The following is a 12,300-nucleotide window of genomic DNA, read 5'->3' as shown; positions in this document are numbered from 1 at the left end:
CGGAGCGGCTACTGATCAGTCCCCCGAACCAGTTAGCACTTAGTATCTTTAGCAATCTTTGACAGGAATCTTTGACGGTTGGCTTTGAAATTATCGGCATAAATTAAGTCCTATCTCTCCTCTGTTTCCTCCCTCCTGAGCTCAGGAGGGAGGAGTTTTATTGTAGACCTTAAGCGATAATCACCCCCACCAATACCGAACCAGACAAAAATCGTAGGGTGGGCATTGCTCAGGAAGATCAAAATTAGTGAGCCTATAAATGAAATGGGCAATGCCCACCAATACCGAGGCTAAGTTATGAAACACTATCATATCACCTCATAAAAGGTACCCTCAAGGGTACTGCCAAGCCAGGGTTAGATTTGACATTATATAAATGTGTTGATTGAAATTAATTAAAGCAAGAGGTAAAACCCATGCCTTACAAATACTCTAACCCCTGTGTGTTCCAAGTTCCCATCAAATTAGAGGTACCGATTGTGCTCGACCTAGCTGTAGGTGCTAAGCGTAAGTGCTTTACTAAGTATGAGGAAATGGAGATCGAAGAGAACGGAGCGGCTACTGATCAGTCCACCGAACCAGTTACCAGTTAGTTTCTTTAAGAATATTTGACGGCTGGCTTTTAAAGTCTGGGCATAAATTAAGTCCTATCTCTCCTCTCTATCCTCCATCCTAAGCTCAGGATGGAGGAGTTTTATTGTAGACGAAAACCGATACCCTTTATGCCCTGATCTGATCAGCTGCTGAAAAGGTACCCTCAAGGGTACTGCCAAGCCAGGGTTAGATTTGACATTATATAAATGTGTTGATTGAAATTAATTACAGCAAGAGGTAAAACCCATGCCTTACAAATACCATAAACCCTGTGTGTTCCAAGTTCCGATCAAATTAGAAGTACCGATTGTGCTCGACCTAGCTGTAGGTGCTAAGCGTAAGTGCTTTACTAAGTATGAGGAAATGGAACTCGAAGAGAACGGAGCGGGTACTGAGCCAGCCGAACCAGTTACCACTTAATCTCTTTAGCAATCTTTGACAGCTGGCTTTTAAATTCTGGGCATAAATTAAGTCCTATATCTCCTCCCTCCTGAGCTCAGGAGGGAGGAGTTTTATTGTAGACCTTAAGCGATAATCACCCCCACCAATACCGAACCAGACAAAAATCCTAGGGTGGGCATTGCTCAGGAAGATCAAAATTAGTGAGCCTATAAATGAAATGGGCAATGCCCACCAATACCGAGGCTAAGTTATGGGAGACTATCATCAGTTGAAAAAAGGTACCCTCAAGGGTACTGCCAAGCCAGGGTTAGATTTGACATTATATAAATGTGTTGATTGAAATTAATTACAGCAAGAGGTAAAACCCATGCCTTACAAATACTCTAACCCCTGTGTGTTCCAAGTTCCGATCAAATTAGAAGTACCAATTGTGCTCGACCTAGCTGTAGGTGCTAAGCGTAAGTGCTTTACTAAGTATGAGGAAATGGAGATCGAAGAGAACGGAGCGGGTACTGAGCCAGCCGAACCAGTTACCACTTAATCTCTCTAGCAATCTTTGACAAGAATCTTTGACGGCTGGCTTTAAATTAGTTCATAGAAATTAGTTCCTCAAATCCCCCTAGGCTTATCAAGTCAGGGGGGTTTTCTTAACCAGTCTCCTGCTAAGCTTAACGTAAGCATATGCGCTACTTGAGGTGCTACTTGAGGTGCCGTCAGCTGTCAGCCGTCAGCTTAAAATAAACCTCCCACGCTACTTGAGGTGCTTTCTGTAACTCAGCATTATTCGAATGCTGACCTGTTTTATTCTTAACGGTTTCCTCCTTAACCCTGCCGATAGCGCATACGGCGGTTTGCATAACTATCAGGTGCGCTTTCCGTTGGCGAATTAAATTCGCCACGGGTCGCACCTCAGGTACACAGGATTGTTTTCCCACTTCCGACTTCCGACTTCCCTGTTCTCTCTTCCCTGTTCCGGTGATCCGCTGTTCCCTGTTCCCTAAAATTCAGAAATTTGTACCTAACTGAATTGCAAACCGCTGATAGCTGATAGCTGATAGCTGATAACTGATAGCTGAATGCTTACAAGTTAACTAAAAGGTACCCTTAAGGGTACCGCAACTTGTTAGTAAATTATGAGACCATTGGGAGAGATTAAGACTACCTGCCAAACTACCTGATGGAGGGCAAATCATGCCTGACGAAAATATCCACGAATCCTCTTACAACTGTGAATTTGAGATTCCGATCAATTTTTTAGTTCCCTTCTCATTCAAGCCCACATTTGCTCCACAAAAGTGTACCTTCCAACTTTGCAATCACCCTGGTGCTAGTGCCAGTCCGCCACCCTATGGCTTGCGTCTTGATGGACTGCTCACTGGTAATGCCAGAGATATCTATACCTTTGATTTTGAGTACGAGGGCGCAGAGGTATTCCTCGACTACACCAGCACAGGTGAGATCCACATCTACGGAAAAGCCTTCGGTGGACAAAAAGAAGGGAAGAATTACAAAAAAAGGACAACTGACTACTGGGATATCGACTTTACCTACAAAGTTGTGGGACATAAAGACAACGATGCCTATGTCACCGAGAAAGCCTATGGCACATACAAGATTGGCATGGGTAAGGGGACAATCAAGTCTAAGAAGTTCAAGTCCTTTGATCTAGTAGACTACTTCGGTAATCATGAATACTCTTTCCGATTTGGTGATGATACGGAGCACCGGGGCCATAAAGGTATCTCTGGCTGGGGCTGGCTGAATCATAGTGATAGTGGTGCCAAAGATCGTATCTATAAGCACCTAGATTACTCTGACTGGCTATTCGTTGCTAAGATTCCTAAACTATCCATGGCTAAATGGAAGATGATCTGCTGGAGTGGCTTAGCCAGTGCAGTCTGGTGTGAGGATGATCCTAAGAAGTCCGAGCATGATTAGCGATTGGTTATAGCGCCGCGCGCAGTGTTGGGAGATGGGGAGATGGGGAGATGTAAGTGTGGTAAGTGTGGTAAGTGTGGGGGCGCGGGGAGATGGGGAGATGGGGAGATGAAGAGATGGGGAGATGAAGAGATGAGCAACTGGCTACCCAAGACGGCGCTAGCTCCGAAGCTCCCGACTCCCGACTCCCGACTCCCGACTCCCGACTCCCGACTCCCTAAAACGAAGAATGACTAACCACTAATAAATTTCTTGATCTGTTCGAGTTTGTCTTTGTAGGGAGCATAGCGCAACTGCAAATCCAGCCAGAAGGATTTCTTCAGCACGCTTTTTTGGTGAGAAAAGGTATCAAAACCAGCTTTCCCATGATAAGCACCCATGCCACTATCACCAACCCCACCAAATGGTAGGGAAGGAACATTTAGATGCATAACTGTTTCATTCAAGCAAACACCACCAGCAGAGGTCTGTTGCAAAACCTGCTGTTGCTTTGCTTTGTCTCTGGAGAAAAAATATAGGGCTAAGGGTTTTGGTCTTTGGTTAACTATCCCAATCGCTTCATCTAAATTACTGTATTCAATCACAGGTAGAATCGGACCAAAGATTTCCTCTTCCATCACTTTATCCTCTAAGGAAATATTGTCGATGACCGTGGGAGCAATATAGCGCTCTTCTGCATTAGTTTGTCCACCAATTATGATGTCACCATCGTTGAGTAAGCTACTCAAACGCTGATAATGTTTATCACTGATAATCCGAGCATAATCTGGACTTTTGCCTGGATCGTCTCCATAAAATTTATGGATACAGGCTTTGATTTCCTGGAGTAAATCAGATTTAATCTCCCGATTGACCAGCAGATAGTCTGGTGCAACGCAGGTTTGACCGGCATTGAGAAACTTACCCCAAACAATTCGTTTTGCTGTAGTCTCTATCGGCACATCTGTCTCCACAATGCAGGGACTTTTACCCCCCAACTCTAGGGTAACCGGGGTTAGGTGTTTGGCAGCAGCAGTCATGATAATTCTGCCAACTTGGGTGCTGCCGGTGAACAAGATATGGTCGAATTTTTCTGCTAACAGTTCCTGACTAGTTTCTACTCCCCCTTCCACTACAGTAATATAGCTAGGGTCAAAGTTTTTCTGGATAATCTCTGCGATCGCACCAGAGGTGTGAGGGGAGATTTCAGAAGGTTTGATAACGCAACAGTTTCCGGCTGCGATCGCACCCACTAAAGGCGCAATGGCTAGAGCAAATGGATAGTTCCAGGGACTGATAATCAGCACTACTCCCAAGGGTTCGGGATAAATTTGACCCGAGCCTGGAAAATTTGCCATTGAGACCGGGACTCTTTTGGGCTTGACCCAGGATTTAATATGCTTGAGGGTGTGATCAATTTCCTGCACCAGGATAATTTCGGTAGCATAAGATTCAAATTCCGCCTTGTGCAGGTCGGCTTTCAAGCCTTCTAAAATGGCAGTATCATTTTCTAAAATAACTTGCTTGAGGCGCTTGAGTTGGGCGATCCGGAATGCCACATCTTTGGTTTTACCGGTGCTGAAAAAATTGCGCTGCTGAGCCAAAATATCCTTGACTTCACTGGTTTGTAGTTGAAGCATCTTAAAACTTAATCCCTGAACGGAAAAAAAAAATCCTTTTGTTCTGGTTCAAGGTTAGCAATTATTTGATAGGATAGTTTATTGCTAAATACTTGCAAGAGTTGAGTCAGTTTAGCTCCCTGAAAGCATTAAGTACATGACTTACCCATTGCCCCCTAAATCCCCCAACTTTGGGGGACTTTCGTGACTTTGTCCCCCCCAGATTTGGGGGGTTAGGGGGGCAAAACCAAGGAAACTTCCTAAGTCCTAAAGTAATCATTACCTCTGAAAACTCCCGATGCCACTAAAAATTTCAGCACTATTGAGCGATAACAAACCATGGCATCGTCTGGGTTTGCCTGGTTGGACAGTCTCGGTAATTGCGATCGCACTCCTGATTTGCGCACCAGTCCTATTTGTGCTGGGCAGTATGTTCTCCGATTCTTCAGAAGTATGGAGTCATTTAGTCTCCACTGTCTTAGGCAGTTACATTGTCAACTCCCTGTGGTTAATCCTAGGTGTAAGTAGTGGAGTATTAATCCTTGGGGTTTCAACAGCATGGCTAGTAACCATGTGTCGCTTCTGGGGAAGCCGCCTGTTTGAATGGGCTTTACTACTGCCTCTGGCAGCACCAGCCTATTTACTTGCCTATACTTACACCAATATGCTGGACTTTTTTGGACCCGTACAGACCTGGCTGCGGCAGCTGTTTGGCTGGACTAGCGTGCAGGATTATTGGTTTCCCAATGTCCGGTCTCTGTGGGGTGCGATCGCAATGTTGTCTTTAGTGCTGTATCCCTACGTTTACCTAATCACCAGGGTAGCCTTCCTAGAGCAATCCGTGCGTACCCTAGAAGCTGCTCGTTCCCTCGGATGTACCCCTTGGCGTGGCTTCTTCACCGTAGCTCTACCCCTAGCCAGACCAGCGATCATGGCAGGTTTGGCCTTAGCACTGATGGAAACCCTAAGCGACTTTGGGACAGTAGAGTATTTCGGTGTCAGTACCTTCACTACAGGGATATATCGTACCTGGTTAGGAATGGGTGAGAGGTCAGCTGCTGCTCAACTAGCCGCCTGTTTGCTACTATTTGTAATTATTTTAATTCTACTAGAACGCTGGTCTCGTAAGCAATCTCGCTATTATGAGACTAGCAGTAGTTACCAGGGAATCAAGCCATTTCCACTAACTGGGATCAGAGCCATACTCGCGTTTGTAGCCTGTTTCCTTCCCACTGCTCTTGGATTTTTAGCACCTGCAGCATTTTTGCTGCACATGACCATTAAAAATGCCGAGGAAACCTTAGATGATAATTTTTGGCAGCTAGCTACAAATAGTTTACTATTAGCAATTACAACAGCTGCGATTGCTATGGTCTTAGCATTAGTCATGGCTTATGGGCAACGTCTAGTGCCCAAACTAGGGATGCGCTTAGCAGTACGCACTGCTGCCATGGGTTACGCTATCCCTGGTTCAGTGATTGCAGTTGGTGTCTTGATGCCCTTAGGTCAGTTGGACAATATCATTGACAGCTGGATGCGGGATAACTTGGGCATATCCACCGGTTTAATTTTTAGTGGCACCATCATTGCTCTAGTATACGCCTATCTTGTGCGCTTCCTAGCAATTTCATTCAATACCGTTGAATCCAGCCTAGGTAAGATTAAGCCTAGTTTAGATGATGCCTCTCGCAGTCTCGGTTATGGACCTACGCTGACCCTAATTAAAGTTCACGCCCCATTAATGTGGGGAGGATTGTTAACAGCAGCCATGTTAGTGTTTGTGGATGTGATGAAAGAGTTACCAGCAACTCTGATCATGCGACCGTTTAATTTTGACACCCTGGCAGTACGAGTTTACCAGTATGCCTCCGATGAACGATTAATACAGGCATCAGCCCCAGCGTTAGCGATTGTTTTAGTAGGAATTATTCCAGTAATTTTATTGAGTTTAAAGATTGCTAAATCTCAGGGATAATAATGCAGAAGGCAGAAGGCAGAAGGCAGAAGGCAGAAGGCAGAATACAGAAGGCAGAAGGCAGAAGGCAGAATACAGAAGGCAGAATACAGAAGGCAGAAGGCAGAAGGCAGAAGGCAGAAGGCAGAATGAAGCATGAAGAAGGCATAATTCTTAATTCTTAATTCTTAATTCTTAATTCTTAATTCTTAATTCTTCATGGTGTTGGAATCAAAAAAAAGGGAACAGGGAACAGGGAAAAGAGGAGTTTTTGCTTTATCGGCGCTACTCCCTACTCCCTCGGTGCGCTTGACCCGTAATTAAATTCGCCACGGGTCGCACCGCTCCCTACTCCCTAAAACGACAGTACTTGATCTAATTTATAACTGTTATACCCAACCAGCAATATCCATAAGTTGAACTGCTGTAGCACTATTGGGACCATATTGGGAAACACTGGTTGGATCTTCCTTGAAAGGAAAACCAAAGCCCGCAAGTACCGGATCAATCGGTGTTCCAGGAACCACTGGATATTCGCTATTAGCTTGAGCAAAGAAGGTCTGAGCCGTAGGGCTAGTTAGATACTCTAAGAACTTGATACCATTTTCTCGATTAGGAGCTGTTTTAACCAAGCCGCCACCACTGATATTAATGTGGGCACCCCGGTTTCGCTGATTAGGGAAAAATACACCAACTTTCTTGAAGATCCCCTGCTTGGCAGGGTCATCGGATTTAATATAGCGAGGTAGATAATAGGTATTTGCGATCGCAATATCAGCAATCTCAGCCGCAACCGCTTCAATTTGGGCTCGATCATTACCCTGAGGCTTGCGAGCAAAGTTACCCACAAAGCTCTCGACCCATGATTTTACTGCTGGTACACCCAGGCTGGCAATCAGTGACGCCACCAGAGACTGATTATAAACGTTGCTCGATGAGCGGATAGCAATGCGACCTTGCCATTTGGGATCAGCCAAATTTTCGTAGGTTGACAGATCAGCAGGGTTAACTCTGTCTTTGTTATACATAATCACCCGCGCTCGCTTAGTGAAGCCAAACCAGTGATTGTCAGGGTGTCGCAGGTTAGCGGGAATCTTGGAGTTGAGTTCCGATGAATTAACCGGGGCAAAAATACCAGCCTGGTCAGCTTTCCACAGACGACCAGCGTCAACAGTGATTAAGACATCAGCTGGGCTATTGGCCCCCTCACTTATAATCCGTTCTATTAATGGATTTGCTTTCCCCTCAATCAGATTCACTTTAATACCAGTGATGCGGGTGAAGTTATCGTACAAGTCATCATCCGTCTTGTAGTGACGAGAGGAGTAGACATTGACTACCCCATTCTGGGCGGCTGCTCTACGAGGTTTACCCAGTTCACCTAAGGTGTAAGCCGCCATGGCTGTACCACCTGCTAGTAAGATATTTCTTCTATTGATGTTCATCAGCAACTACTACTTTCTCTCCTTAGGGTTGTCGCTAAACTTATGCAGTAGGTATGGTAATCCAGCACCTGAGTTACCATACCTACTGCTATCGCTATAAATTATCGATTAGTTTGTAGATTTTGTAAACTACCTCAGGCGGTCGGATGGCAGATAAATCCTTTTAATCACCCAATTTGACTATATAATTGACCCTATAGTAGATGATTAGGTCAGTGTGTAGAAGAGGAACTTTACTCATTATACTAGAATTGTTTTAATAGCTTATCAGAAATTTCTCTAAAAATTTTTCAGAGGAATAGAGCTGAAAGTTATAGGGCTGCGCCCAGGGCTAGGGAACTTCCGCCCTTAGGAAACAGGCACTGGAAAAGCTTGTCATATAAAGGGTTTAGCAATTATTGCGTCCTTGAATTTGGAAACACCTTTACCAGCATTACTACAATTGATAAGATTTTGCGGCTACTGACTACTGAGCGAGTCGGGAGTCGGGAGTCGGGAGTCGGGAAGAGAGAGTCGGGAAGAGAGAGTCGGGAGTCGGGAAGAGAGAGTCGGGAGTCGGGAGTCGGGAGTCGGGAAGAGAGAGTCGGGAGTCGGGAGTCGGGAGTCGGGAAGAGAGAGTCGGGAGTCGGGAGTCGGGAAGAGAGAATAGTCCTTAATCCTCAGGTGGGCAGTGCCTAGCAACCTACATTGCCAGCTTGGTGAATCTGTCTGCGACCCTGCCCACCCTACAGGAACTTAATCCTCAGGTGGGCAGTGCCTGTGTTATGGAAGTTCTCAATTCGGTGAGGTACTTTAGTCCTGGGTTTTAGGGAGTAGGGAGCAGGGAGTAGGGAGTAGGGGTAAGAATGTGGAGAGTGGGGGGAGTGGTAAAAAATCCTGTGTACCTCATGATTATGAGAATTGCTATATATTAAGTTGAGTTAATATAGCACTACGCATTAAGGTGTTTGACATTGTCTTGATGCAATAGCGAGTGGGGGAAACCCCCAAGACCGCTTAGGTGCGCTTTCCGTTGGCGAATTAAATTCGCCACGGGTCGCACCTCTGCATCGCTCCTAAACTCTGAAACTCAGTCATAGCTTACTTCTGACTTCTGACTTCTTACTTCTGACTTGCGCGTAGCGCTATAACTTCGTTTATGACCGCTTGTTTGTTGTAATTTTTTCTTAAATGAAGTGTGGATTAAACTACCGATAGGATGTAAGCATTCAGCTATCAGCGTGTCGCGTATCAGCTATCAGCTAATGGGCTACTTGAGGTGCTTTTGAATAAAACAAGTAAGCATTGGTTTAATCTCTGTTACATCAGCTGAAGGTTCCATAGCCTGAGCTTTTAGCTGACGGCTGACGGCTGACGGCTGACGGCTGCATGCTTACGATAGGATAACGTTTATGGTCACACTATAGGGTTTTCATTCCCTATTTCGTGAGCGCTGCCCTATAACCCGTCGCCGAGTTTGAAACCACATAGAAATACCTGTAATTGCTAAGGTTAATAAACCAAAGGCATTGAGAAAGGGATAAATCATTTGTAAGTTAATGGCACCAAATTTTCCTTTGTGCAGATCCAAAAGCCAAATAAATTCACTACTTTTATCAGTAAGAACCGCCACCTGAAACAAGGAACCGGTAATCAGAGTCAACAACACTGGCAAGACCATAATTGGCGCAAACCAAGCGTGTAATTGACGTAAACGGACTCTATTAATAGCCATAATTAGATAATAGTAATATAAATTATGCTAAATGAATTGTAGTATTTTTTTATACCATATTCCCTGTTCCCTATTCCCTTTTCCCTATTCCCTTTTCTATAGTAATAGAATTAGAATAATGGTTGCCAAGTTTTACCGCTATCTTTGGATTGTAATATGCCATTCTGATCATTAGCAGCGTATAATAATTCGGGATTAGACGGGGCGATCGCCATATACAAAAATAAGTCTCCTGTTTCTGAGCTTATGGCTTCCCAAGTCCTACCCCCATCGGTACTTTTAAAGAATCCTCCCGACTTTTCTGAAAGGATGTGAAATCCATAAATTACTGTCTTTTCTGCTTCGGATTTCAGAGCCAAACTAGCAACAAGGGACTCTTGAGAATTAGGGACTAAAATCCAGCTTTTTCCACCATCCCTAGTCTCAAATAATCCCAGAGTTGTAGCGGCAAACAGGTGCTCAGGATTGCGCGGGTCAACTACTAAGTTATGGGGATTATCCTCCAGTCCCTGCGCTGGTAATTGATTCCAGGTTTTGCCACCATCTTTTGAAACCAACAAGCCTTGTTTTCCAGAAACCGCCCATCCATAAATTACCTTGGGATTAGCTGGTGCGATCGCTAAAGTCAGAAAGTCTACCCCGAGCAGGGATTGGAGCTGCCAATGTTGCCCTTGATTGTAGCTAGTCAGAAAACCGAGCTTGCCTCCTGATGGTGGATGTAAGCTAGCATAAAAGCGTCCGCTATCCTTAGGATGAGCCACAAAGCTGGTGAAATTAGAACGAGTTTCCCCAACTTGCAGCCATTTCCCTGCCTCAGAACGCTGCAATAAGCCATGATGGGTGGCTACATAGAGGATTTCCGGATTCTCTGGACTAACAGCCATAGCGTGAATATTAGTCTTCTGCCACCACTTCTCAGGAGCATCACTAAGAATAACGTTGTTATTGGTGACATTATTGGTCACTCCTGTTATGGTTGACTGAGTGATATTGGTTTTAATTGTGGTGGGTTGACAACCCATCACCGTAATAGCGACAATACTGTAAATGAAGCAATTTTTTAGCATATCCTTTATCTATACATTCATCTCTACATCAATTGCTTGATTGAAGCGGGTACAAGTGGCCCTACCACCAGTAATCCTAAGATGAATTCTCCCAATCCCAGGGTTGGACTGGTAATTTCAGTTCTGGTAGTTAACGTTTTACTATCCACTGTTGCTGCTTCGGAAACTGTAGCGGTTGCCACAGGAGGAGTTATTGGTACTGATACCGATTCTAGATCAAGCTGGTTTGATAGTCATGGCGTAGTTGCCGCTTCTGGGGTTTGTTGAGCTATGGTTGTTGGTGAGAATTTTCGGTGTGGGGAAGCAAAGGTGTCGTTTCCACGCTTAGCTTGATTGTACCTACTGTAGTATAACTGATTACCTGAGTTGGACATAACCTCAAACTCTGGCTTTATCAGTATTTTTACTTATTGATTTTGGTAGGGCTCACCCTTTATGTGTTCTTTCGTACTACAATTTAAAGTGCGGAAGGTCAGTTACTTTTTGTTTATAAAACATATGTTCGCCATTGAGTTCACTCCTGAAGCTAAGGACGATCTTGGATGGTTTAAAAAAAATGAGCGTAAACTTATTCTTGATGGGATTGAGGCAAATCTGCGCTATGAGCCAACCGTTATTACAGCAAACCGTAAGCAATTACGACCCAACAGAACAGCTAAATGGGAATTGCGGATTGATAGATACAGGGTTTTCTATGACGTAACAAGTGTTGTCCAAATTGTATCCATTGAAGCAGTTGGATTGAAGCTTAGGAACAAACTATACTTTCGCGGAAAAGAACGTCAATTATGAAAACTATTACTGTGCCAGAACACTCAAAGCTGATCAATTATCTGTTAGAACAGGCACGACAACAGAACCTGATTTTGCAATCTGCTGATGGCGAGCAGTTTGTATTAGCTAAGATTATGGATAGGCCAGTGGCCACAGTTGAGGAAAATATCAATGCTCACGTGTTTGAGATTGGCGAGGAAGAGGATTTTGAGGAGGAAATTCAACTAACTCGTCAGAATCTCGAACTGATGAATTTTCTTGATGAACGTTCCGCTAATGTCAAACCTGGTGCAGGTATCTCCATCGAAGAGATTAGGCAGCACCTTGATGAATAATTCTGGTGTATAACTCCATGATTGAGGAGTTGTGCCTCAGGAACAGTGACATCAAGACAGCCCTAGATCTAGCACAAAAGTTATAGCAAATCGTGATGACCAACATCAAAACCCATCCTTGGGATGTGGCAGAACATCTGAAAACCAAAGAAGATATGGCTGCCTATCTCGAAGCTGCTCTTGAAGATGGGGATCCTGCCTTGGTAGTGGCTGCTCTACGGGATATTGCTCGTTCCAAAGCAATGACACAAATTGCTCGCGAAACCGCTCTCGGCCATGAAAGTCTTGATCAGGCGTTGTCGATGGAAGGTAATCCAGACTTCGCCACTGTTCTAAAGGTAATACAGGCACTTGGTGCAACATTTAACCTCTCTAAACCTACCCATCAGCAGGAATGATCTGTATAGCACCAGGTGAAAACCTGGTGGTTGTTGCCGACAAAGCGCGGATCATTATGTTCCGCGCGCCATTCCAATCCC

General features: G+C 44.6%; 17 protein-coding genes. 11 read left to right on the top strand and 6 right to left on the bottom strand.

Annotated elements, in window-relative coordinates:
- Positions 1-416: 416 nt before the first annotated feature.
- From F6K63_RS35085 to F6K63_RS35075, 3 genes are all read left to right on the top strand, one after another.
- Positions 417-593, top strand: coding sequence for a hypothetical protein (locus F6K63_RS35085; RefSeq protein WP_287314723.1), 177 nt, complete (start codon positions 417-419; stop codon positions 591-593).
- A gap of 247 nt (positions 594-840) precedes the next feature.
- A complete protein-coding gene (locus F6K63_RS35080) occupies positions 841-1,014 on the top strand; it encodes a hypothetical protein (RefSeq protein WP_287314722.1) in 174 nt (57 codons plus the stop codon).
- Between the two features lie 349 nt (positions 1,015-1,363).
- Positions 1,364-1,537 carry a hypothetical protein gene (locus tag F6K63_RS35075; RefSeq protein ID WP_193431502.1) on the top strand — a complete coding sequence of 58 codons (174 nt, stop codon included), beginning with the start codon at positions 1,364-1,366 and terminating at the stop codon, positions 1,535-1,537.
- A 172-nt stretch (positions 1,538-1,709) separates the two neighbouring features.
- On the opposite strand, the gene F6K63_RS35070 is transcribed toward F6K63_RS35075, so the two are convergent.
- Entirely contained in the window at positions 1,710-1,895 is a 186-nt protein-coding gene (locus F6K63_RS35070) for a hypothetical protein (RefSeq protein ID WP_287314720.1), read from the bottom strand.
- 292 nt (positions 1,896-2,187) lie between these two features.
- Here F6K63_RS35070 and F6K63_RS35065 point away from each other — a divergent pair, with 292 nt between their 5' ends.
- A complete protein-coding gene (locus F6K63_RS35065) occupies positions 2,188-2,934 on the top strand; it encodes a hypothetical protein (protein ID WP_008184279.1) in 747 nt (248 codons plus the stop codon).
- A 42-nt stretch (positions 2,935-2,976) separates the two neighbouring features.
- Positions 2,977-3,171 (top strand): hypothetical protein, encoded by a 195-nt coding sequence (locus tag F6K63_RS35060; protein WP_071105788.1) that lies wholly within the window; start codon positions 2,977-2,979, stop codon positions 3,169-3,171.
- On the opposite strand, the gene F6K63_RS35055 is transcribed toward F6K63_RS35060, so the two are convergent.
- The gene (locus F6K63_RS35055) at positions 3,168-4,553 is read right to left on the bottom strand and encodes an aldehyde dehydrogenase (protein WP_287314718.1); all 1,386 of its coding nucleotides are present in this window, start codon (positions 4,551-4,553) and stop codon (positions 3,168-3,170) included. The genes F6K63_RS35060 and F6K63_RS35055 overlap by 4 nt on opposite strands.
- A 277-nt stretch (positions 4,554-4,830) precedes the next feature.
- Between F6K63_RS35055 and F6K63_RS35050 the strand changes: the two genes are divergently transcribed.
- Positions 4,831-6,507 (top strand): ABC transporter permease, encoded by a 1,677-nt coding sequence (locus tag F6K63_RS35050; protein ID WP_287314716.1) that lies wholly within the window; start codon positions 4,831-4,833, stop codon positions 6,505-6,507.
- Positions 6,488-6,646, top strand: a complete 159-nt coding sequence (locus F6K63_RS35045; RefSeq protein ID WP_287314714.1) for a hypothetical protein — start codon at positions 6,488-6,490, stop codon at positions 6,644-6,646. Before F6K63_RS35050 ends, F6K63_RS35045 begins: the two co-directional genes overlap by 20 nt.
- A gap of 229 nt (positions 6,647-6,875) precedes the next feature.
- On the opposite strand, the gene F6K63_RS35040 is transcribed toward F6K63_RS35045, so the two are convergent.
- The 4 genes from F6K63_RS35040 to F6K63_RS35025 form a co-directional block, all read right to left on the bottom strand.
- Positions 6,876-7,931 carry a Fe(3+) ABC transporter substrate-binding protein gene (locus F6K63_RS35040; RefSeq protein WP_287314712.1) on the bottom strand — a complete coding sequence of 352 codons (1,056 nt, stop codon included), beginning with the start codon at positions 7,929-7,931 and terminating at the stop codon, positions 6,876-6,878.
- A gap of 459 nt (positions 7,932-8,390) precedes the next feature.
- The gene (locus F6K63_RS35035) at positions 8,391-8,612 is read right to left on the bottom strand and encodes a hypothetical protein (RefSeq protein ID WP_287314711.1); all 222 of its coding nucleotides are present in this window, start codon (positions 8,610-8,612) and stop codon (positions 8,391-8,393) included.
- Between the two features lie 730 nt (positions 8,613-9,342).
- Positions 9,343-9,645, bottom strand: coding sequence for a PepSY domain-containing protein (locus F6K63_RS35030; protein ID WP_287314709.1), 303 nt, complete (start codon positions 9,643-9,645; stop codon positions 9,343-9,345).
- 110 nt (positions 9,646-9,755) lie between these two features.
- Positions 9,756-10,712, bottom strand: coding sequence for a F510_1955 family glycosylhydrolase (locus F6K63_RS35025; RefSeq protein ID WP_287314707.1), 957 nt, complete (start codon positions 10,710-10,712; stop codon positions 9,756-9,758).
- A gap of 81 nt (positions 10,713-10,793) precedes the next feature.
- Between F6K63_RS35025 and F6K63_RS35020 the strand changes: the two genes are divergently transcribed.
- From F6K63_RS35020 to F6K63_RS35005, 4 genes are all read left to right on the top strand, one after another.
- Complete coding sequence (locus tag F6K63_RS35020; protein WP_287314705.1) at positions 10,794-10,979, top strand: hypothetical protein; 186 nt, start codon at positions 10,794-10,796, stop codon at positions 10,977-10,979.
- Between the two features lie 231 nt (positions 10,980-11,210).
- Positions 11,211-11,504: a type II toxin-antitoxin system RelE family toxin gene (locus F6K63_RS35015; protein ID WP_071105780.1), complete on the top strand. Its 294-nt coding sequence runs from the start codon at positions 11,211-11,213 to the stop codon at positions 11,502-11,504.
- Positions 11,501-11,821 carry a hypothetical protein gene (locus F6K63_RS35010; protein ID WP_071105779.1) on the top strand — a complete coding sequence of 107 codons (321 nt, stop codon included), beginning with the start codon at positions 11,501-11,503 and terminating at the stop codon, positions 11,819-11,821. Before F6K63_RS35015 ends, F6K63_RS35010 begins: the two co-directional genes overlap by 4 nt.
- Before the next feature lie 95 nt (positions 11,822-11,916).
- A complete protein-coding gene (locus F6K63_RS35005) occupies positions 11,917-12,219 on the top strand; it encodes an addiction module antidote protein (protein WP_071105778.1) in 303 nt (100 codons plus the stop codon).
- Positions 12,220-12,300 lie beyond the last annotated feature (81 nt).

It is taken from the genome of Moorena sp. SIO1G6 (assembly GCF_010672795.1).
Classification (GTDB): domain Bacteria; phylum Cyanobacteriota; class Cyanobacteriia; order Cyanobacteriales; family Coleofasciculaceae; genus Moorena; species Moorena producens.
This window is presented reverse-complemented; position numbering and strand designations above follow the sequence as displayed.